At 62.8% G+C, this 20,918-nt stretch carries 17 protein-coding genes; 4 read left to right on the top strand and 13 right to left on the bottom strand.

Annotated features, from left to right (window positions below; translation table 11 throughout):
- Positions 1–50: 50 nt before the first annotated feature.
- From IEX32_RS14025 to IEX32_RS13970, 12 genes are all read right to left on the bottom strand, one after another.
- Positions 51–1,271 (bottom strand): class I SAM-dependent methyltransferase, encoded by a 1,221-nt coding sequence (locus IEX32_RS14025; protein WP_188772171.1) that lies wholly within the window; start codon positions 1,269–1,271, stop codon positions 51–53.
- Positions 1,268–2,533, bottom strand: a complete 1,266-nt coding sequence (locus IEX32_RS14020) for a class I SAM-dependent methyltransferase (RefSeq protein WP_188772170.1) — start codon at positions 2,531–2,533, stop codon at positions 1,268–1,270. The genes IEX32_RS14025 and IEX32_RS14020 overlap by 4 nt, the downstream gene beginning before the upstream one ends.
- 10 nt (positions 2,534–2,543) lie before the next feature.
- A complete protein-coding gene (locus tag IEX32_RS14015; RefSeq protein WP_229736378.1) occupies positions 2,544–3,605 on the bottom strand; it encodes an NAD-dependent epimerase/dehydratase family protein in 1,062 nt (353 codons plus the stop codon).
- Entirely contained in the window at positions 3,523–4,404 is an 882-nt protein-coding gene (rfbF, locus tag IEX32_RS14010; RefSeq protein ID WP_308421055.1) for a glucose-1-phosphate cytidylyltransferase, read from the bottom strand. The genes IEX32_RS14015 and rfbF overlap by 83 nt, the downstream gene beginning before the upstream one ends.
- Positions 4,401–5,357 carry a glycosyltransferase family 2 protein gene (locus tag IEX32_RS14005; RefSeq protein ID WP_188772169.1) on the bottom strand — a complete coding sequence of 319 codons (957 nt, stop codon included), beginning with the start codon at positions 5,355–5,357 and terminating at the stop codon, positions 4,401–4,403. The genes rfbF and IEX32_RS14005 overlap by 4 nt, the downstream gene beginning before the upstream one ends.
- 247 nt (positions 5,358–5,604) lie before the next feature.
- Positions 5,605–6,708 (bottom strand): NAD(P)/FAD-dependent oxidoreductase, encoded by a 1,104-nt coding sequence (locus tag IEX32_RS14000; protein WP_188772168.1) that lies wholly within the window; start codon positions 6,706–6,708, stop codon positions 5,605–5,607.
- Between the two features lie 64 nt (positions 6,709–6,772).
- The gene (locus IEX32_RS13995) at positions 6,773–8,008 is read right to left on the bottom strand and encodes a glycosyltransferase family 4 protein (RefSeq protein WP_188772167.1); all 1,236 of its coding nucleotides are present in this window, start codon (positions 8,006–8,008) and stop codon (positions 6,773–6,775) included.
- A gap of 4 nt (positions 8,009–8,012) precedes the next feature.
- Positions 8,013–9,695, bottom strand: coding sequence for a glucosamine inositolphosphorylceramide transferase family protein (locus tag IEX32_RS13990; RefSeq protein WP_188772166.1), 1,683 nt, complete (start codon positions 9,693–9,695; stop codon positions 8,013–8,015).
- Between the two features lie 192 nt (positions 9,696–9,887).
- Positions 9,888–11,399 carry a lipopolysaccharide biosynthesis protein gene (locus tag IEX32_RS13985; RefSeq protein ID WP_188772165.1) on the bottom strand — a complete coding sequence of 504 codons (1,512 nt, stop codon included), beginning with the start codon at positions 11,397–11,399 and terminating at the stop codon, positions 9,888–9,890.
- A gap of 73 nt (positions 11,400–11,472) precedes the next feature.
- Entirely contained in the window at positions 11,473–12,390 is a 918-nt protein-coding gene (locus IEX32_RS13980; RefSeq protein ID WP_188772164.1) for a glycosyltransferase family 2 protein, read from the bottom strand.
- 221 nt (positions 12,391–12,611) lie between these two features.
- Positions 12,612–13,745 carry a GNAT family N-acetyltransferase gene (locus IEX32_RS13975; protein WP_229736377.1) on the bottom strand — a complete coding sequence of 378 codons (1,134 nt, stop codon included), beginning with the start codon at positions 13,743–13,745 and terminating at the stop codon, positions 12,612–12,614.
- Positions 13,742–15,187 (bottom strand): O-antigen ligase family protein, encoded by a 1,446-nt coding sequence (locus IEX32_RS13970; protein WP_229736376.1) that lies wholly within the window; start codon positions 15,185–15,187, stop codon positions 13,742–13,744. The genes IEX32_RS13975 and IEX32_RS13970 overlap by 4 nt, the downstream gene beginning before the upstream one ends.
- 290 nt (positions 15,188–15,477) lie before the next feature.
- Here IEX32_RS13970 and IEX32_RS13965 point away from each other — a divergent pair, with 290 nt between their 5' ends.
- A complete protein-coding gene (locus IEX32_RS13965; RefSeq protein ID WP_188772163.1) occupies positions 15,478–16,572 on the top strand; it encodes a GNAT family N-acetyltransferase in 1,095 nt (364 codons plus the stop codon).
- Positions 16,559–17,701, top strand: coding sequence for an aspartyl/asparaginyl beta-hydroxylase domain-containing protein (locus tag IEX32_RS13960; protein ID WP_188772162.1), 1,143 nt, complete (start codon positions 16,559–16,561; stop codon positions 17,699–17,701). The genes IEX32_RS13965 and IEX32_RS13960 overlap by 14 nt, the downstream gene beginning before the upstream one ends.
- A 12-nt stretch (positions 17,702–17,713) precedes the next feature.
- Here IEX32_RS13960 and IEX32_RS13955 read toward each other — a convergent pair whose 3' ends face one another.
- On the bottom strand, positions 17,714–18,589 hold the full coding sequence (locus IEX32_RS13955; protein WP_188772161.1) for a proline dehydrogenase family protein: 876 nt from the start codon (positions 18,587–18,589) through the stop codon (positions 17,714–17,716).
- Positions 18,590–18,809: 220 nt separating this feature from the next.
- Between IEX32_RS13955 and IEX32_RS13950 the strand changes: the two genes are divergently transcribed.
- Positions 18,810–20,120 carry a calcium-binding protein gene (locus tag IEX32_RS13950; protein ID WP_188772160.1) on the top strand — a complete coding sequence of 437 codons (1,311 nt, stop codon included), beginning with the start codon at positions 18,810–18,812 and terminating at the stop codon, positions 20,118–20,120.
- Between the two features lie 466 nt (positions 20,121–20,586).
- The gene (locus IEX32_RS13945) at positions 20,587–20,817 is read left to right on the top strand and encodes a hypothetical protein (protein ID WP_188772159.1); all 231 of its coding nucleotides are present in this window, start codon (positions 20,587–20,589) and stop codon (positions 20,815–20,817) included.
- Positions 20,818–20,918: the final 101 nt, after the last annotated feature.

Here is a 20,918-nt window from a genome sequence, read left to right as displayed (position 1 = left end):
CTTTCGGACGGAATAGCCGGAAGGTGCGGCGATCTTTGGCGGGAGGTTCGTCAAAGGCACGCGATATCGCAGGTCAGTCCCAGATTCCGGACGTGATCCGCGATCTCCTCCTTGTAGATTCGGTTCATCACCACGATCAGGCCCGGCTCGATCGCGGCCAGATCGTCTGGCGGCACAATCCGGTGACCCGTGCCCGGCATGAAGTGATGGTGGCGGTTCGGGTTGATGTCGGTGACGCAATCAACTTCGCCGGCGAGGCCAAGCGAAGTCAGGAACGACACCGCCTTTGATCCCGAGCCCCACAGGACCACTCGTCGCCCCGCTGCGGAGGCATCCCGCACGAGGGCGCGCCAATGGTCCCTGTGGGCGGCGACCCGCTCGGGAAAAGTACGCACCAGTTCAGCGATTTCCGACACCGACGGATCATCCTCGCGTCTGCTCCGCGCGGCGGAAGGCAGAGCCTCGATGGTCAGGTACTGGTCATCGTATTCTACCGCGGTGCGGGTAACCTTGAAGCCGCACCCTTCAAACAGCCGCCGCAGCGAGGTTTCGGTGAAGTACGAACAGTGCTCGTGATAGATGTCCTCGAAGGCGCATTGCTGGAGGATGCGATAGGTTTCGGGTACCTGGAAGAAGACGACCGTGCCATTGGCCTCGGTCAGCCCGGCGCGGATGGTCGCGATGAAATCGGCCGTGTCGGGAATATGCTCCAGCGTCATCTTGCAGCACAGGAAGTCGGGCTCCTCCCGGCAATGGCCGGGTTCGAAGTACTCCGGGATCAGGCGCACGCGCTCCGCGCCGGGAACGCCCTCCAGCCTTTCCGGGATTGCGCTCGGATCGACGCCCACGCCCCTGTTCTCGCCCAGCTGAGAGAGAAGCACGAGGAATTCGCCCTTGCCGCAACCGATCTCCATGACCTCGCGGCCGCGCAGGCCGTGGCGTTCGACGAGTTCGACCGCGAGGTTCCTGTGAAAGCGCGAGAACGTCGGTGAGAAGCCCTGGGTCTCTTCGTAGCGGTCCGAATATTCCGTCTGGTCGGGATCGAAGCCGGCGTTGAAGATGAAGCCGCATCCGCCGCAGAAATGCAGCGAGATCTCGCCGCGCTTGCAGCCCAGCGCCTCTTCCCGTGTCTCGAAGAGAAGGCAGGAATTGGTCGGTACACCCTCGACCCGGTAGAAGAGCCGGGTATCTCCCGCGCCGCAGTTGGGACAAGCCGTTCCTGCGGCGTGCCCTTGCGCCTGTGCCGATAAGGTGGGGTCCGCAAAGTTCATCCGACGATCCTCGGTTCGGGGACCGGAACGATAAAGCGCCCGCCCGCCGCCAGATAGGCCTGCTGCTGAGCCAGGATTTCATCCGCGAAGTTCCACGCCAGCATCAGCACGTAGTCGGGCCTGCGCTTCGCCAACTCCTCGGGATCGAGGATCGGGAGGTGCGCGCCCGGCATGAGCAGGCCCTGCTTGTTGACGTTGCGGTCGACGACGAAATCGAGATGCCGCGTGTCGAGGCCGCAGTAGTTGAGCATCGTGGCGCCCTTGGCCGCCGCGCCATAGGCGGCGATCGAATGGCCCTGGCCCTTGAGCTGCTCCACCAGCGCGACGAGTTTCTCCCGCAGCGCGTCGACGCGGGCCGAGAACTCGGTGAAATAGGCAGGCTGATCGAGGCCGATCGCCTTTTCATGGGCCAGCATCTGCTTGACGCCGGTATCCGTGGCTTCGAACGGCTCGACGAATATCCGAAGCGATCCGCCGTGGATTGCAAGTTCTTCCACCCGGTTGAGGAAAAGTCCGTGCCGCCGGAAGAGGTTGTCCAGCGCCGTCAGCGAGAAATAGCAGAGGTGCTCGTGATAGATCGTGTCGAATTCGACGTGCTCGATCAGCCGCAGCAGGTATGGCATCTCGATCACGGCGGTGCCGTCGGGTTTCAGGAGATTGCGGATTCCCGATACGAAGCCGTTGGTGTCGGCGACGTGGGCGAGGACGTTGTTGGCATGAACTATGTCCGCCTGGCCATGCTCCGACACGAATTCGCGCGCGAAACTCTCGGTGAAGAATTCGCAGAGGGTGGGCACTCCGGCCTTCCGCGCGGCGGCGGCGGGCCCGTCCGCCGGATCTATGCCGCAAACCGGCACTCCCCGCTCGACATAGTTTTTTAGCAGATATCCGTCGTTGCTGGCCAGTTCCACCACCAGGCTCGACGGGCCGAGCTCGCGTTCGGCCAGCCGCTGTTCGACATTGGACCGGGAGTGCTCCAGCAATGCCGGCGAGAACGAGGAGTAATAGGGGTAGGCGTCCGCGAACAGGATCTCCGGAGCAACCGTCTCGAGTATCTGGACGAGCGCGCAGTCCGGGCAGAACGCGACGACGAGTGGAAAGACGAGTTCGGGGACTTCGCACGTTTCCGGCTTGATCAGCCGGTCCGCGAGCGGCGTGTAGCCGAGATCGAGAAAGGGCTGCAGCGAAGTGCCGCCGCAGGAGCGGCAGCCGGTGACCGTCTGCGAGGCGTTACGGCGCTGGTGCAACAGAATCTGGTTCATGTCGTCCTCTTCAGGCCGCGGCGAGTTGCCGGACGGGATACAGGTGTTCGTTGAGCGAGCCCTCGTCGATACGCTGCTTGAGGTGGGCAATGCGCTTGAAGCGCGGACCTTCGAATGCCTCGACCGTCAGGCCGCTCTCGGTGAAGGCGGTAAACAGTTGTTCGACGCCGCGGCGACAGGTCCACTGCGGCTTGAAGGCGTGCAGGCGAAGGGCGATGTAGTTGCAGTCCACGCGGTAATTGCGCAGATCCGGACTTGCCCCGTCGGCGAAGGCGATCTTCGAACCGGGAACGACGTCCCGCACGATCTCGGCGATTTCCCGGATCTGGTAGTTTTCGGAGGTCTGCCCGACGTTGAAGACTTCGCAGTGTACCTCCGTGCGCGGTGCTTCCACCGTTGCGATATAGGCAAGCGCGATGTCCTCGACATGGACGATGGGCCGCCAGGGTGAGCCGTCGCTTTTCAGATGGACATCGCCGGTCGTGCAGGCCCACGCGGTGAGGTTGTTGACCACGAGGTCGAACCTCAGCCTCGGCGAAAGGCCATAGGCCGTCGAGGCGCGCAGGAAAGTCGGGCTGAAGGAGGCGTCGGCCAACGCTGAAATCCCGACTTCGGCCTCGACTTTCGACAGCCCGTAGGGGGTCACGGGATTGAGAGTGCCTGCCTCGGAGATGAACTGATCTCCGGACGCGCCGTAGTTCGAGCAGGACGACGCGAAAACGAAACGGGGCACGCCGGCAGCCTTGGCGAGACGGGCCAGTTCGAACGAAGCCCTGGCATTGATCTCCTGCGTCAGACCGGGCCTGTAATCGCCGAGCGGATCGTTCGACAGGCCGGCCAGATGAATGACCGCGTCGAAACCTCTCAGGCGCTCGATGGAATCCTCTTCGGCGACGAATTCACGGACATCGCCGCCGATCGACGGGATATGGGCGACCGGTCCGGCGAAACTGCATTCGGCGAACAGGTCGCTATCGAGTCCGGTTACGTCATGACCGCGCGCAAGCAAGCGCGGCGCGAGTACCGTTCCGATGTACCCGAGGTGCCCAGTCAGCAGGATCTTCATGCTCATTGTCCTTCCAGATTTTCCAGGGCGCCTTGCCGGAGTTCCAGTAATCGTTGAGAAGCTGCTTTTCGCGCATGGTGTCCATGCACTGCCAGAAGGAGGTGTGCCGATAGGCCATGAGCTGGCCGTCCTCGGCGAGGCGCGAAAGCGGGCGATGTTCGAACATCTCCTCCTCTTCCTCGATGTAGTCCATCACGCCGGGCTCGAGCACGAAGAAGGCGCCGTTGATCCAGCCCTCGCCGATCTGCGGTTTTTCGGCGAAGTTCGTGATCAGGTCTCCGTCGAACTCCAGGTGGCCGTAGCGGGCGGGAGGGCGGACGGCGGTCAGGGTCGCCAGGCGCCCGTGCGACCTGTGAAAGGCGAGTAGCGCGCGAAGGTCGATGTCCGCGACGCCGTCCCCCCATGTCACCATCATGGTGTTGTCGCCGAGCCAGGGCGCAAGTTTCCTGATACGCCCGCCCGTGCCGGCCTTCATCCCCGTCTCGACGAGGTCGACGTTCCAGTTCGGCGCCTGCTCGGGCGAGTGCCGGACAACCTCGCCTGAACGCGTGCTGATCGACACCGAACCCGACACGGCGAAATGATCGTGGAACCAGCGCTTGATGAACTCGCCCTTGTAGCCAAGGGCGACGCTGAAATCGTTGAAACCATGGTGCGCATAGATTTTCATGATGTGCCAGAGGATCGGCATGCCGCCGATCTCCACCATGGGCTTGGGCCGGGTTTCGGTCTCTTCCGACAGTCGCGAGCCGAGGCCGCCGGCCAGGATGCCGACTCTCACTTTCGAAAAATCCTGAATGGTCATTTGAACGCCGCCTGATTGACTTGGGGTGATCCGGTTCGCCCGACGAAACTGCCCTTGATGGACTGCGCCATCTTCGGGGAAATCATGCTTGTCAGTTCGAGGAAATAGCGCCCCAGTTCGATGGGGGTCATGCTCCTGCGGATCAGTCCGCCCCATAGCTTGTAGGGGGCGACAACATCGCCGTGCCGCGATGCGATCTCGAAGAGGTGAGCCGCCAGCCGAATGTGTTCGGCCGCCGCGCCCCGGCTTTTGCGGCCGGTCTGCCAGGCACTGCGCTGGAGCTTGTCGTCGATGTTGATGGAACGCTCTTCGTGCTCGCGGTTGTAGAAGACGGCTTCCTCGACACGCAGGAACTTGCCGAGGATCGCCATCTCGGCCAGCAGAGCCCGGTCCGAGCCGTAGTAGGGCCGATGGAGGGTCGAGCGCGCCAGAAGGTCGCGGCGGAAGACGCCGAATATCGGGAAGCAGGTCTTGGCCAGGGCGATCACCTGCCTGAAGCGCCGCGTCGCGTCGTCGCTGTCGATCGACGGGGTTTCTTCCGAGGGAACCGGAAGCAGTTCGTTCGTGGGCGTGATCTGCGAGGTCAGGCCGTAGGCGACGGCCGCATCCGGATTAGCCTCCAGCATGTTCACGCAGGCTTCCAGGTAGTTCGGGCTGAGATGGTCGTCGTGCGCGCACCACTTGAAGTATCCTCCCGAGCCGTAGGTGAAGCCCAGGTTGTAGTTCGCCGCGGCTCCGACATTTGTCCGGTTCCTTATCAGGGTGATCCGGTCGTCCTGACGCGCGTAGGACGAAACTATGTCCACGGTGTCGTCATCGGAGGCATTGTCGGTTACGATGAGGCGGAAGTCCGCGAGTGTCTGGTCAAGAACAGATTCAATCGCATTGGCTATGTAATTTGATCCGTTAAATACGGGCAGGGCCAGTGTAACTAATTCTGTTTGACTTCTCATGATGATTCCGCATCTGTCGTAAAAACTCTGACATATCGGTTTCCGTGGAGCGCTCAGAAAAATCCATGGAAATTCAACGCCAATCTGCGCTCATGGTGCCATATCTCACGTAATGCTGAAGACACGCACTGTGGTTAGACCGAACGGGCAGAATCATAATCCGAAAGGGCAACGATATCGCGTGTTGACTGGATCTTGCCGGAGACGTGCACCTGGCGCCCGGATTCGACGAGGAAGCGACCGTGCCTTACGTGAGTTTCCCCACCACTGCCTCGGCGATCGACAGGGACGCCGTAAGGCCCGGGCTTTCGATTCCGAAGAGGTTGACCAGCCCCTCGCATCCGTGGTCCACGGGGCCTGAGATCACGAAGTCGGCCGGCGGCTCGCCGGGGCCGGAGAGCTTGGGGCGCACACCTGCATAACCGGGTTGCAGCCTGTCGGGGTCGAGCGCCGGCCAGATCCGCTTCGCCGCCGCGGCGAACTTTGCCTTGCGGTAAGGATCGACGGCATAGTCCACCGCGTCGATCCACTCGACGTCGGGACCGAAGCGGGCCTGACCCTGAAGATCGAACGTCAGGTGCGTGCCGAGGCCACCCGGTTCGGGCACAGGGTATATGAGATGCGAGAACGGAACCTTGCCCGAATAGGTGAAGTAGGCGCCGCGTGCATAGTGGATCGGCGGAACGTGCGCAGGGTCCAGCCCCTCGGTCGCAAGCGCGATTTCCTGTGCGGCCAGGCCCGCCGCATTGACAAGAACTGGCGTCGAGATCACGGCTGTTTCGCCTGTGTCCGTCCAGACGTGGTAGAGGCCGCCCTTACGGACGATCCGGTCGACCCGGCTCGCCGTGACCAGCATCGCATCGTGCGCCTCGGCCTCGCCGAGCAGCGCCAGCATGAAGGCATGGCTGTCGACGATTCCGGTCGATGGGGATAACAGCGCGCCGGCACAGGCCAGCTCGGGTTCGAGCTTTCGCGCTTCCGTGCGATCCAGCGCCACGAGATCGGTCACCCCGGCATCTTCGCCGTTGCGCCGGATGGCTTCGAGGTCTGCCAGCTGGCTTTCGTCGTGTGCGAAAATGACCTTGCCGATGCGCCTGTGGGGCACGCCTCGCTGGCTGCAGAAGGCGTATAGCCGCTCCTTGCCGGCGACGCAGAGCGATGCCTTCAGGGAGCCGCGCGGATAGTAGATGCCCGCGTGGATGACTTCGGAGTTGCGGCTGCTGGTCCAGGATCCGAAACGCGTCTCGCGATCGAGAACAAGCGGGGCGCGCCCTTTTCGCGCCAGAGCGCGGGCGACGGCCAGGCCCACGACTCCCGCGCCTACGACGACGGCATCGACGCGCTCGCTCATGGTGGCAGGTTCCGGGAGGTCTCGGTCTTCGAATTCGGCGGTGGGTTGACCAAGACGCCCCTCCCTACGCGGCGACCGATTGTGCCAGCTTTGCCTCGAATATCCGGATGAAGTTTGAAATCCAGCTCTCCGGAGTGTTGCAGAGCGAGTGGGCATTTGCGAATCCCGCGCGGCTCATGCGTTCGATCCGCTCATCGTCGGCAGCGAACGCGCCGATGACCTCCGCGAGATGACCGGGATGCGCGATGTCGAAGGTGTCTCCAAACCCCATTTGCACGACGTCGCCGGCCAGATAGGCGTGGGACGATACGATTACCGGAAGCCCGCTCATCGCGGCCTCGAGTATGACCAGCCCGAAGGGTTCGGTCACCCTGCTGGGCACGACGACCGCGCGGGCGCGTCTGGCTATTTCCGCTATTTCGGATCGGCCTTTCCATCCGGTGACTTCTACCCCGGTTTCTTCGGCGGAACCGTTCGGCACGAGGTCTCCGATGCCCACCAGCGTCATCTTCTGGCCTGTCGCGCGCGCGGCATCGATCGCGAGATCGGCTCCCTTGTCCCGGCCGAGGCGGCCCACAAACAGGAAGCCCTCGTTGCGCTCTGCCTCGATCCTGTCATCGGTCCAGGCTTCAGCCGGATTGGGGATGGAGACGAGGTCGTTTGCGGCAAACCCACTGTTCACGAACTTTTCCTGCATGCGCGTGTGCAGGAACGTGAACGTGCTGCGGCTCTTGCCGAACCGGGCGAGGCCGTTCAGGTGCATATGGCGCAAGGCCCTCCAGTATTTCCTGGCGGGGTTGCGACGATCGCACTGGCTCAGCAGACACTGCGCGGAAAGCGAGCGATAGCTGCAGGGTGTCGAACTCCGGAAGTGTGAGAAGCCCCCGTTGGGGCAGATGTTGAAGAAGTCATGGCAGGTGACGATCAGCCGGTCCTCCACCTTGCGCAGCGCGCGAAAGACGGAAGGCGAGAGGATCTGCGACCAGTTGTGCAGGTGGTATACGGTGCGCGGCGTGTCGTTCTCACGGATCCACTGCCCGATGACGTCTTCGGTCTGGCGATTGTGCAGCCCTTGCGCGAATGCCTGCCCGGCGGGCAGCTCGAGCAGGGCGGACGAATTCAGCCCCACTTGCGCAACGCCGAGCGCATTCAGTTCGGCGGTCGGGGAATCCCCGCAGATGTAAGTGACCCGATAACCCAAGCGGCGGTATTGATGCACCGCCTGCAGCGCGACCATCGTCGCACCGCCCCGCGCACTGGCGAAGTCATTGATAACGACTACTTCATCGATCGCGGTCATCCGTTCATTTGCTCCGATTGCCGACCGGGACCGGCCAGGGATGGCTCACCGAGGTCGGACCCCGAGAGCGCAGAAGCGCCTCGTTCGCAGGACTGACCGACTTCGCGGCGGCCGTCCGGCCCGCTATGCCGCCGGCCGCCTTGCGCACGTCCATGATGACGCGGCCGGCACGAATATCGAGGTGATGGCAGCCGATGATGCCGGGTTCGAAGTCCGGCGCGATCACCCGCGCGAGTGTCTCTTCGTAGTCGTCGAGAGACAGGTGGCGGATTTCCATCAGCCGCAAGCCATAGCCGTAGAAGCCGTGCGAGTTATCTTGCGCCGGCCGGTACAGTTTTCCGTCAATTTCCAGTATGCGGCCCGCGTTTCTCGCCTCCCGCGCGTTCATCACCACGGGATTGACCGCGTGCGGTTCCAGCCGCGTGAGGCCGGGGCCGTCCGCCCTGAAAATGTGAAGTTCGGTGTTCATGTCCAGGAACGGATCGTTCGAGATATTGGTGAAGAGCCACCAGGTCCCGTCGATCAGGTTGAGCGTGGAATCCGAAGCGACGACTCCATCCAGCGCTGTCGTGTAACGCTCCCAGCGGTTCGGGAAATCGCGGCATCTCCAGACCTCGATCCGGCGCTGCTCCGATGTTTCCGGCATCATGTAAAGCTCGCCGGCGTGCGGGAAGAGGAACGGGAAAGAGAGGTGATAATCGGTGCGCAGCGCCGGCTGGATCTCGGTCAGTTCGCCCTGCCTGAACTTGCCGACGCTGATATGGCCCCGGGCGGTCCGATAATCGTATTCCTCGAAAAAACAGAACAGCGAACCGTCCTTCTGCCAGAGGAACGGGTCCGCGAAATACGCGTTCCTGTCGGAGACGTGGGCTGGCGCCTCGGCCGGTTTGAAATCGGACCACGCGCATTCATCCGATTTCAGGAAGAACATGCCGGGCCGCGTCCCGATCCTTTCCCGGACCATGTTGAGCGCCCGTCGCGACCCCGTTCTGCCCAGATGAACGAGATAGTTCAGAAACTCCGGGACCTTCGGGGGGCGGGGCCGCGCAAATTCGAGATCGTCCAGCCGGTCGGGCGAGCCGAAATGGCGAGTGCGCCGCAAGGCGCGCATGATGAGCGGCACTGCCTTTTCGCACATGAAGAGTTCGTTTCGTGCGGCAATGAACTTCGTGTTGAGCGATGCGGTCGCGATGCCCGCGCAAGCGTCCCGATCCGCTACCCTGCCAAACAGCGAGATCGTAGTCACCGGCGCATCCGAAGCGATCGCGGCCAACCCCGCGTAGCCGGGTTCCTGATCCACGCAGTCGAGGAACCAGCAGCCATGGCCTGCAAGGCCGGCATGGCAATCGCTGCCGAACGCGCCCGACAGGTCGAGGATCACGTCGAGGCCGAGCTGATCGATCGCCGCCGTGTCTCCGACCGGCAGCACGGGAAGATCCTTCGTGGCGTCGGAATAGGCCGCGAAATCGGCTGGCTTGGGCCTCGCTGCCAGTTTTCGCTCTAAGGCGTTCCACAGCGTCAGCAGCTGGCTGCCGGCACGCCGACGGAGGTGCGCTGGCGGCTGCAGCAGGGCAACCAGCTCGAGGTGCGGTTCGGCGCGGATTTGCTCGGCCAGTCGCGCGCACCAATCGGGGGGATGCACCGGGCTGTGCAGGACCATTGCAATGCGGAGGCCTTGCATCCTCATCCAGTCAAACCGCGCCTCATCCGGGTCGCGCTGCGGGGCGATGGGCAGCGAAACCCATTCCCCAGCGCCTCAAGTCCCGAACTTTAGGATGCGGCTGGTGCCCCTCCCATCCCCTATTAGGCGGTAGCTACAATGTCTTGGAGGGGCGGCGGGGCTACCCCGTTCGGGCTGAACGGACGCGATTGCTCTGCGTCAGGGATGAAGGCTGCGGGAGGGCTGGCGCGCGGTGAGCACCTGCCGAAGCGAGGAGCCGGCGCGCCCCGCGACCTGGAGGATTTCGCTCACCGGCCCATCCGGCCGCCCCGCGGCGAACCAGACGGCCGCTACGGCCGCCGCGTAGATCGTGCCGCCAGCGGCGATTTCGGCGGCCAGCCGGACAGCATGGCCGCTTTGGGCCCGTTCGAGCAACCTGTGTGCGAGGTACACGCCGCCGGCCATGGCCGTGAGTCCGATGAGCGTGATGATATGGGAGATGGCCTGGGCGGTCACGGACACGCCGGTCAGAATTTTCGATGCTATCAGCTCCAGCACCATCGAAATGAATTCGCACAGGCAGCGCCCCAGGGCGGCCCCCAGCAGTCCGCCGAAGAGGAAGCCGACGATGATCAGGGGGACTTTCAGAACGAGCACTATGGCTTGCTGGATAAAGAGTATCCGCGTTCGTCCCATGGCCATCGCGACCGGCTGCAAGCCGGTGCTGAAGATGCTGATGGTATAGAACACGGCGCTGATCTGCACGAAGGGAATGGCGGCGATCCACTGCTCTCCAAGCGCGATCCTGACGGCCGGATCCGCGACGAGGGCCAGCCCGATGCCGAGCGGCGCCGTCACCATCGCGAGCGTCGCCTGGGCGCGCAGGCAGGCATTCTTCAGGCGGACGGCATCTCCGTTGAGATTGGCGAGGCCCGGGAAAAGGGCGTGACGGATGGGCTGGATCGTTTCGCGCGAGGGTATCACGGCGAGGCTGTCCGCTATGGCGTAGACGCCGAGCTGCGCCTTGGGGACCAGCGCGCCGAGTATGAGTTGATCGACCCGCCAGTTGAGCGTTTCGCACAGCTGCTTGAAGAACATCCAGCCGGAAAACGACCAGATCTCCCGGACGTGGAGCAGCGAGAAGCGCGGCCGATAGGGCACGAGGACGTAGGTAAGCAGCGCCGCGAAGACAGCGCCCAGCGCATTGCCCGCAATGATCGCCCAATAGGAATAAAAGACGAGGGCGAGCGCGATCGCGGCCCCGTGGCTCAGGAGCTTGTGCCCCAACTGGACCAATGCCATCGGCCCGAAGCGCATCTGTTTGGTTACGAGCGTGATCAGCGGGTTCTGGAGGCCCATCACCGCGCCGGTCAGCCCGGAGATCATCAGGACGGGGACCAGTTCGGGCACCGAATAGAGGACGGACAGCGGCCATGCCAGGACGGAGAAAAGCAGGCACAGGGCGCCTGATCGAATCAGTGCCATTGTCCACACCGTGTCGACGTGGCTCTTGTCGACCTTGTCCTTCTGAACAAGCGCGTTGGACAGCGACAGTTCGGTGCATGACTGGACGAGGCTGAGGACCGATCCCGCGATCGCGACTATTCCGAAGTCTTCGGGCGTGAGCAGGCGGGCCAGGATCACGATGGCGACCGCCCCCAGCAGGTTCGCAGCCAGACGCGCGCCCGCGAGCGAAAACACCCCCCGCACCATGCCGAGTTTCAGACTCATGCCGGGCTCCGGATTGCCGGGCCGGATTTGCCCGGGGTTGGGAGAGCCGGTGTCATTGCGCGCCCATGCGGCTTCAGAGCGAGGTGATGCGGCGCGGATCGAGCCGTCCGCGCAGCAGGTCGGCGATCGCCAGCAGGTTGCCCGTCAGTCGCCCGCGCCGGTCGACGTGAGGCTCCGGCGCGATGCTCCTTACCAGGTTCGCCGCAAGGTTCATCAGCAGTTGACGCCAGCCGATGTCGGGCTGCATCGTTCCCTTGCGATAGAGGTAGACGATGTTCGCCACCTGCGAGTAGCCGAGGCGTTTTCCCGGCTGCCGTCCGCCCCGCACGCCCAGATGGATTCCGGTGGTTTCCGGCGCGCAGATCAGCTTGCCGCGACGGCCCAGCTGGTACGTCAGATCGACATCCTCCATCCATCCATAGAGCGGAAGGTTCTCGTCGAAACGCAACTCGCCGAGCGCATCGAGACGGATGACCATGTTGCAACCGTACAGGGCCTTTCTCGGCAGATGGCCGGTTTGCGACGGACGTTCGCGTTCGGTCTCCAGGCGGTGGACGGCGTGTTCGAACGCTATGGGATCGTGCATGATCCCGTCGTCGACCAGCGCGCCGGTCAGCCCGGCGAGATCGGGGGGCGCCGTCATCAGCTTCTGAACAGCCTCGAGGTAATCGTTGGCCGGAACAAAATCGTCGTCAAAAAAAACGACGATGTCCGACGTTCCCGTTATCAGGTCGATCGCTGCGTTGCGCTGGCAACACAGCCCGCGCGGGGCGATGACGACGGTTGTGTTCGATCCCGTACTTTCGACGCCCTCGACATCGTCCGCGCAGGTTCCGACGACCAGAATCCCGTCGGCGGGGCGTGTCTGCTTCTCCAGGTGCCGGACCAGCTTGCGCACCGACTCGCTGCGGCCGCAGGTTGCAATGACGACATGGATCCGCAGCGCCTCGGCGCATTGGTCATTCACCGTACTGATGTTTGGAAGGTTCATCGATTGCGCCCAAGTTCCCACCGTTAGACACGAAATCGGCAGCGGCGATGCCGAGGGACTGACCGTGCCTTGTCGAACCGCTGGAGTTGTTCCTTCCCCGATTACATCAACCTGGCGGGCCGGGTAACTGCGATACCCCCCCATAGCCGCCGAATTCCCGCACAGGGCCGCGGATGATAAATTTGGCCTACTCCGAATCGGTAAGTCGCTCATGTTCCCCGCTATCCGACTTCTTCGGGAAGATTTACGCCGGAGATCAGCCGCGCCACCGCGCGGCGCGGATAGGTCTTGAACCTGCCCAGCGGCAGGCGCTCCGCGAACCCGACAAGGGCGTCGGTGCCCTGTCGCAGTGTCGCCGCCATACTCCCGGCGTGGCTGATGGACCCTTCGCACAGTTTTTCGTGGCGATCGGCGAAATACATTTTAAAGTCTTCATCGCCCTTGCCGAAATCGACGATCGCAAGACCATGCTCCCGCATGCTCAACATACACTCGTGGATCAGGCTGATACCCGGACCGAGCTTGGACAGGCTCAGGTCGTACGACGGAAACCACCAGTGCAACACGGTTGCGGAACGCAGACCGACGTGGCCGGCGATCAGGCGGTCCCCCGCGTACAGGGTGCTCATGATGCCGGCGAAGTCGGGCTCTTGCATGTGCCTCAGCGTTTCGAGCACTTTGCCGGCCCAACCGTCACCCATCGTCGCCCGCAGACCCATCCGTTCATATTGGGTGTTCTTCATCGCGACATGCACGCTGTAGGCCCGATCGGATGGATCATGGAACACGAAGCGAACCGGGCCGAATGCGTCTTCGGCTTTTCGCTTCCGGCGCCGGACCTCGCGCTTCACCTTGCCCCACCATTGAGAACCCTTGCGAGCGAGGTAGGCCTCGAATCCGTCCGACAAGTCCATTTGCGGCGAGATTGAGAATGTATGCGCGCCGGCGGTCAGCGCGGTGAACGCCGCGGGCAAATGGTTGTAGTCGTATGCCGAGATTCCCGCAGCTTGCAGCAGAGCGTGTGCTGACGGTTCCACGCCAGGGGCGAGGATTGGTCCGTGGTAGTCGTTGATGTGCCCGCCGATCGGTTTGCCGGTTCCGCTCCGGGTCAGATGGAAGGGAAAGAACCCGACAACATCACCGCGCTCTTCCAGAACCGCGACGCGCGCATCCGGGCGGGCGAGGGCGACGGCTTGCGTGAACTGCGGGCGATAGAACGGACTATGGTAGAGCGAATTTCCGTCGCAGAACTGCTTCCAGAGGGCGAGCAGGTCCGCGTCGAGATCGGATGGATCGAGTAGATGGCGTCGCATAGGATTTCCCGGGTCTGGTTGACAGGCGCGACGAGCGGTCATGCCGGGTCGCCGGCCGGTAGCTCGTTTGCCGGTTCAGGCGCTCTCCCGGGCCGTCTCGCCGCCGGGCGTCCGGTCAGGGCGGGACGCAGCGCGAGCGCGGCGCCTGCCAGCATCGAGAACATGGCCGGGGGGCTGGGCTGGGGAGACCCGATCGCGGCCGGGATGAGGCTGAAGACGGCGGCGCTTGCGAAAGCGCCTCCAAGCATCTGGGGCAGTTCTCCCCCCTGGCCCCAGCTCGATCGCCGCGAAGGCTGAAAGACTGCGAGAAGATACATCGTGAAGGACACGATGCCGATCAGTCCCATCGAGCCGGCAATGGCCGTGATCAGGCTCGATGATCGGAAGCTCCCCGGCCCGATGCCCAGGCCATGGGATTCGAAGAGGGCATGCACGCCTTGCATGGCCCAGAACAGACGCTGCTGCCCCGAATCGCTCGACGATTTTTCTACCGTCATTTCGACGACCATCTGGTAGATCGCGGCGGGCAGCTGGGGGATGACCGCCATCAGGACGGCCACCGCGAAAACGATCATGAAACCGGCAGCGGAAACGCGCAGCAGCTTTCCCCTTGGCGCCACGCCGGGAACGGCCACGGCACGAAGCAGGAAAAGCGCGGAGTAAGCGGCGAGCGCGACATAGGCCGTAGAGGACGTGCTCATGACCAGCATCAGGGCAAGGGCGATCGCCAGCACGCCGGTCGCTCTTGCCCGCACGGACCGGTACCACAGCTCGGTATTGATCGCGAAGAAGGTGAAGCAGGCGCCAGCATAGGTCGAGGCTTCGGGCAAGAGGCCACGGATGCGGATGAATCCGTCCACTTCGACGTTCATCTGGACATAGTCGCCGTTGCGGAAAATCGACAGCGTCTGTTCGAACGGCGTCCCGCGCGTCAGCAGGTCCAGCAGGCCTGTGATGATGAAGAACCAGCCGCCCCAGATCGACGCATCGACGAGGACTTTTCCTCCCCCCCGGCCGCGACAGAAGATGTAAGCGGCGATTGCGATTAACAGGCAGCCCAAAAGGTATGTGCCGGCGGTCAGGTTTTGCGATTTCGGCCACAGGGGAATGACATCGAAAAGACCGGATTCGGGGTGGGGGCGCATGGGGTAGACGCTGATCGCCCCGCCGAACAGTCTTGGCCCGATGAATGCATGCGCAATGCCATAGAAGCAGAAGAGGACCAGCCAGGCGTTGGCGCGAACGGCATCGGGAAAGCGGCCGTAAACTCCTCCCTTCGGAACCAGAATTCGCAGAAATACGAACATCAGCGCGAACTGAACCGGAGGGATCGACGAGCCCCCGAGCGCGGGAAGCAGGACTGCGGCGGAACCGTCGAAAAGACCGCTGAGGATGAGAAAGAGGAACGCGCTGTTCGGGCCGCCGGCAACGACGATCGCGAGACCGATCACTGCCTGGATCCACCCGATGAACGTCAGTTCCAACGACAGCTCCTCGTCAATTAAGCCCCGGGGCCGGGTTCCCGCCTGGCCGGATGGGCAGGCGCAAATCGAAGCCCGGCAATGCGCGTTTCAGGCCCGGTGAACCTGCCCGCTCTGGGGTGCGTGGAAGTATCCCTATGCCCGGCCATGCCTGCGGACTTACTACTTCTGGTCCGATTGCCGCCATTGCGCATTCGAGTTAGCCTTGGCGGGAATTTGGACATGCCGTTTTTGGGCTCGGTCACGCATTGATGCGTTTCAGATTCGCCGAACTTCAGGAGATTCCGTCAGCCATGAAGATCGGGTCGATCGTTCCATCAGCCGAAGCTTCTCCTCTCGAAGCCCTGCTGCCGAGGGAACGCTGGGATGCGATTGACGTCCCCCGGCTCTCGCCCATGCAGCATTTCATCTGGAACGAAGCCTGCTTCGCCACGATGTACCGGGACCGTTCCGCCGTGCTGCTGGTCACGGAGGGCGGAATCGCTCCATTTGTTCGCAAGGGGGCGATCCCGACATTGTACCTTGCAGGGGCGGAGGAACTGGGCGAGCCGAGCGAAGCGCGCTATGCCGACGCGGCGGCGGCCGAGCGTCTGGTCGATGCCATCCTGGCGCAGCGGCTTCCGGTCAACCTCGGGCAGCCGCCCGAGGGGACGGTGTTTTCGGAGGCCTTCAAGTCGAGAGCCCGGGCCAGGGGGCTGCTGGTCACGCGGCCGACCGAAGGATCTCCCTACATTGAGCTGGACGATAGCTGGAAGGATGCGCTGACTCGATTCAGCTCGCGTCGGCGCTCCGATTTCCGCCGTATGCGCCGCCGCGCCGAAGAGGATGGAAGGATAACCTTCGAGTTCCATCAGCCCCAGCCGCACGAGGCATCGGCGCTGCTCGATCAGGCTATCGCGGTCGAGGCACGAAGCTGGAAATCACGCACCCGAACGGCGATTGCGGATAACAAGGTGCAGATGGATTTCTTCAGGCGCTATGCGGACCTCGCGTCGGCCGATGGCATATTCCGGATTGCTTTCATGAAGATCGGTTCCGTGATCGCCGCCGCCCAGATCTGCGCCGAATGCGACGACAGCTTCTGGTTGTTCAAGATCGGTTACGATGAACGCTTCGCCCGCTGCTCTCCGGGTCAGCTCCTGATGCTGGAAAGCATCGAGAGGGCCGCAAGCCGCGGCCTCAAGCGCTATGAGTTCCTCGGCAAGGCGGCCGACTGGACGAAATTCTGGACCTCGACCGAACGTCCTCGCCTCAGGTTAAGATACTATCCGAGAAATGCGCTTGGATCTGCCGCGATCATCAGGGACGCGGTTGTCGTTGGTCAAAACAGGCTCGGGCGGCTGATCGACCGTAGCAACAACGGAACATCGCGAGATGGGTACGGTTAGAACCTTCAACGGCATTTTCGCCCTGCTGGCTTCGCAGTTTGTGCTGCTGGTGCTGATCGCGTTCGAGAGCGTCGTTTTCCGGCAAAACAACGCTTCGATTTTCGGTGGGCCGGTCGGGTTGGCGGAGCACCTGATGATGGTCGCCGTCGTTCTCGCTCTATTGTGGCTGGCGTGGTCCGCGCTGCTCGAGCCGGTCGAGCTCTACTGGGGAACAAGCGCGATCGCGCGCTTCCATAAATGGATGCGTCCGGCGCTGGTTCTGACCGCGGCGCTTTTCGTGTGCGCCGCGGCCTTTGTCCTGCTTGCCGAGCGCGTGTCGCTGGCCGGGCTCAAGCTGTTCCCGCTGGTCGGCATTTCGTTGCTTGCGCCGATCGGCGTGACAGCGCTTCTGATCGTCTCCGCCGTGCGTCGCAGGCAGGCGATCAAGGCGGGTATCGGCAAGATGCGAGAAGCCCTGCAATTTGCCGATCCGGACGCGAACGTGAACCGGATCGCGGCCTCCATCGACTGGGAGGATAGCTCCTCGGAAATCTCGGTCCGCGCGAGCCCGCAAGGGTTCACGTTTGTCGGCCTCACCTCGAAGCCCTGGCACGATCCGGAGGAATTCAGCTGGATGCCCCGGTTCGTCGAGGCGGTCGACGCGTTGCGGACGGAAGCCGAAACCGTCCTTGCGCGCCACGACGATCGCATCGAGAGGTATCATTACGTTGGGCTGGACGGTGATTACTGGCACAACTTCAGCTTCGTCCAGCGGCATGAGGAAAGGCCCGAAAATCTCGCCCTGTGTCCGGTGGCTGCCCGTTTGCTCAGGATAGTGCCCGGCTATCCCGCATTCCGCGATGCGATGTATTCGATCCTCGGTCCGCACGGCGTCATCCTGCCGCATCGCGACGTTTCCAACGTCTTTCTCACGCTTCATCTGCCGCTTATTGTTCCCGATGGCGGGCATATCGAAGTCGGAGGTATCAGACGGGAATGGCGCTACGGGGAGCCGCTTATCTTCGATTCGTCATACAAGCACGAAGCCGTGAATCCTTCGGGCGAGCCGCGGGTGGTCTTACTTCTCGATTTCCCGCATCCCGATCTGACCAAGGTCGAACGCGACTGGATTCGCGCCGCGCGGATCTAGGCCGTAAACGGCCTAGGACAAGACTGAAGGCGCGCCGGGGTGCGTTGGCGGGAGAACGAACTTCCTGCCGCCCAGCAGATCCCGCGCGAACCAGTAGAACGTCTTCGGCTTCCTGAACGCCCGTGAGAGCGAATAGGGCAGCCAGGCCTCGCCATAAGGAATGTAGAGGCGAGCGCCGGCGCCGAACCGCGCGCCTTCGCGCAATGCTGCGTCGATCGGCAGGGGAAAGACGAACTCCTGCTCGAAAGGCGTACCTGCTTCCGCCAGGATCCGCATGGCCTTTGCCGCAAGCGGCGCGTCGTGCGTGGCGACGCCCACGAATGCGGCGCGGCCTGCCAGACGCTCGATGATCCGCAGGTACCCCTCGCGCAGGTCCATTCCGGGCTCGTGGGGATCGGCCCATTCGCCTTTCACCACGCGAACCCTTACGCCGAGTTCGACCGCCCGGTCGGCGTCTTTCACGCTGCGGCGCCAGCGGCCGGGAATAGCGAGGCCAAGCCCCTTGCTGCCGTGGAGTTCCAGAAACCTGAAGGTGTCGTCGGATTGAGCCGGGGCATGGGCGTCGAAAATGACCGGCACGCCCAGCTTGCGCGCGAGCGAGACGGTCCTGTCGACCTGCTCTTCGCATTCCTTCAATGCGGGCAGTTTCGCGGCAAGGGCACCGTCGATCCCGCGCTCGCGCAGAAGGTTGAGAATGGCCGCGTATTCCGAGGCGACGACTTCCGGTTCTTCCGTTCCGTCGTTCCAGTAGCACAGCGTGCAGCTCAGGTTCCGCCTGGCGGCCCGCGTTGCCAGTTGTGCCGCGTCCTCGAGCGTTTCGCCGGCGACGTAGTTGCGCGTCGCGTGTTTCAACAGCGGCATGGCAATGGACGTGACCAGTTCGCGCATGTTTCCCCTTAAGCTCGAGGGAGGTGTCGTGCGCTCAGGTTAGCTCCGTGGGGGCTCTTCCGGGTATCGTGCATTGGCATCTATCCGGAAGGATAAGCGACGGGCTTGCGGCCTCATCCTCTTGGGCAGAGGCTATGATCCGCGCTGGAAATGTGGCAGGCGGGCCGCGTGACCATGTCCTGACGACCGCGACAATTCCTGCGATATCGGCAATGGAGCGATGAAACGACTTGCATGCACAATCCTGCCGTTGCTCGCGCTGGTCGCCTGCGGCTACTCCCTCGCCGAAGGTGAGAGCCGCGAACCCGCGACCGACATCGAGGCTGCGATCCCGGAAGCGGATTTCCTCGACACGTTCGGCGTGAACGCACACCTGAACTATACCGACGGCGCATATGCCCGGCTCGATCGCGTCGAGGCCCACATGCGGTACCTGGGCCTCGTTCACCTGCGTACGCATGCGGGCGGGGAAGCGGTCCCACTGCAAAGCTATGCCAGGCTCGCGGGCGCCGGACTGCGCTTCGACCTGATCGCCACGTCGGACCGGATCGACGAAACGGTGGATTTCGCGGCAAGGCTCGTATCGCAGGTCCCCGGCTCGGTTGCCGCGATCGAGGGTTTCAACGAGATCAATAACTGGCCGGTTACCTATGGCGGCCTTGAGGGCGAGGATGCGGCACGTGCGGCGCAGAGGGCGCTTTATGCCAAGGTCCAGGCCCGTCCGGAACTGGAGCAGATCCCGGTGTTCTATTTCACCGGAGGGGCTGCGACCGACGACCTTTCAGGCATGGCGGACGTGGCAAACGTCCACGCTTACAGTGACAACGCCCTGCAACCCCGGACATTCATTCAGAGCGCTTTGCGCATGTATGGCGGCGCGGCGGCGCGATTGCCGCGAGCCAATACCGAGTTCGGCAATTTCACCCTGCCCGAGGGATGGCCCGAGCGGAAACCCTATTGGGCAAGTGCGACCCAACTCGGCGTCGATGAAACCACGCAGGCCAAGATCGTGCTGAATGCGTTCTTCGAAGGTGCAGCGTTGGGCATCTCGCGCAGCTATGTCTACGAATTGCTGGATCAGAAATCCGATCCGGACAGGAGCCAGCCGGAATTCCACTTTGGCCTTTTCACGTTCGATCATCGGCCGAAGGTCGCGGCAGAGGCGCTTCATAACCTGACGAAATACCTCGAACGAACGCGATCGGCGGCATCGACCGGAACGGTCGGCGCGATGCTCGAAAATGCGGACGACGGGATCGGTAGGATCGTCATTCGTCGCGAGAATGGAAGCCTCCTGGTCGCCCTTTGGAACCGCTCCGAATTCTGGCGATGGGATCAATACACGAGCGAATCCCTGGCTACGGCGTCCAAGCCGGTAACGGTCAGGGCGCGTACCACGCGCCGCCGCGTCACGGTGACCGTTTTCGACCCGTTGGAGAACACCGTCCGGCCGTTGAAGATCAGCGGTGGCAGGCGGGTGAAACTGGATGTGCCGGATTATCCGCTGCTCGTACATTTTCGGACTCGATAGATTCCGGTTGCAGGCGGGCGTTGTCAGCCCGCGCGCCTAATTCGAATGAGCAGGCAAGCAGCCGAAACGGACTGCTATCGGGGGCAGAACCGAGGCGCGTCTACCGGCTTCAAACGTGCCGGGCGAGTAAAGGAACTATGGATCAGCGGCTTAACCGCAAAGGCGCACTTATCCACGAGATTTAGCCCATTTACCCTTCCCGCCGGGCGGCCAAACGATGCTAAAAGAGAACCCGCTTTAGATATAAAGGCTGATTTCGGTCGGCAGGAATTGCGCAATTCGCCCCGGCAAGCATGTCGGAATTGCAATCAATCCGCCGATCGCGGGGTTTGAGTCGAAGTCGGGTATGGGGAACTCGGCACATTCTGTTGGGCGCTGCAACCAATGGATTGCAGCTAATATTGGCTGAGCACTGATGACTTCGTCTGACGATAGATCTGCCAAAATAATGAAAGGGTTGCAGCGGTTGCTTGCAGATCAGAGCTCTACCGATTTCGTCGATTTCGTCGAAGTAGCGGAATCGCTGATGGACGGGTACGCCAAGCTCATCCGGAACGGCGCGCCGGCGTCGACGGTCGCACTTGCGATGCTGGGCGCGACGCTGAACATGTACGAGATGCTGGGAATGCGTTCGGAATTGCCGGCTCTGCTGCGCGGTGTCGCTGACCAGATCGAATCCGAAGGCCGGGTGAACTAGTACCGCGCCACAGAGATTATGACGGTTTGGCTTATCGCAGGACGGGCAGCGCTTCGGGGGCGACCAGGAGCTGAATGCTTCGGGCGGCGCCCGGCTCACGT

It is taken from the genome of Novosphingobium endophyticum (assembly GCF_014640675.1).
Classification (GTDB): domain Bacteria; phylum Pseudomonadota; class Alphaproteobacteria; order Sphingomonadales; family Sphingomonadaceae; genus Novosphingobium; species Novosphingobium endophyticum.
Note: the sequence above shows the minus strand (reverse complement) of the source record. Positions and strands in the feature narration are given on the sequence as shown.

Excerpts from the sequence above, each read along its gene's own strand:
- IEX32_RS14020 (WP_188772170.1), bottom strand. The coding sequence starts at position 2,533 with ATGAACCAGATTCTGTTGCACCAGCGCCGTAACGCCTCGCAGACGGTC.
- IEX32_RS14000 (WP_188772168.1), bottom strand. The coding sequence starts at position 6,708 with ATGAGCGAGCGCGTCGATGCCGTCGTCGTAGGCGCGGGAGTCGTGGGC.
- IEX32_RS13975 (WP_229736377.1), bottom strand. The coding sequence starts at position 13,745 with ATGACCGCTCGTCGCGCCTGTCAACCAGACCCGGGAAATCCTATGCGA.
- IEX32_RS14025 (WP_188772171.1), bottom strand. The coding sequence starts at position 1,271 with ATGAACTTTGCGGACCCCACCTTATCGGCACAGGCGCAAGGGCACGCC.
- IEX32_RS13980 (WP_188772164.1), bottom strand. The coding sequence starts at position 12,390 with ATGAACCTTCCAAACATCAGTACGGTGAATGACCAATGCGCCGAGGCG.
- IEX32_RS13995 (WP_188772167.1), bottom strand. The coding sequence starts at position 8,008 with ATGACCGCGATCGATGAAGTAGTCGTTATCAATGACTTCGCCAGTGCG.
- IEX32_RS13990 (WP_188772166.1), bottom strand. The coding sequence starts at position 9,695 with ATGAGGATGCAAGGCCTCCGCATTGCAATGGTCCTGCACAGCCCGGTG.
- IEX32_RS13965 (WP_188772163.1), top strand. The coding sequence starts at position 15,478 with ATGAAGATCGGGTCGATCGTTCCATCAGCCGAAGCTTCTCCTCTCGAA.
- IEX32_RS14015 (WP_229736378.1), bottom strand. The coding sequence starts at position 3,605 with ATGAGCATGAAGATCCTGCTGACTGGGCACCTCGGGTACATCGGAACG.
- rfbF (WP_308421055.1), bottom strand. The coding sequence starts at position 4,404 with ATGACCATTCAGGATTTTTCGAAAGTGAGAGTCGGCATCCTGGCCGGC.
- IEX32_RS13960 (WP_188772162.1), top strand. The coding sequence starts at position 16,559 with ATGGGTACGGTTAGAACCTTCAACGGCATTTTCGCCCTGCTGGCTTCG.
- IEX32_RS14005 (WP_188772169.1), bottom strand. The coding sequence starts at position 5,357 with ATGAGAAGTCAAACAGAATTAGTTACACTGGCCCTGCCCGTATTTAAC.
- IEX32_RS13955 (WP_188772161.1), bottom strand. The coding sequence starts at position 18,589 with ATGCGCGAACTGGTCACGTCCATTGCCATGCCGCTGTTGAAACACGCG.
- IEX32_RS13950 (WP_188772160.1), top strand. The coding sequence starts at position 18,810 with ATGAAACGACTTGCATGCACAATCCTGCCGTTGCTCGCGCTGGTCGCC.
- IEX32_RS13985 (WP_188772165.1), bottom strand. The coding sequence starts at position 11,399 with ATGAGTCTGAAACTCGGCATGGTGCGGGGGGTGTTTTCGCTCGCGGGC.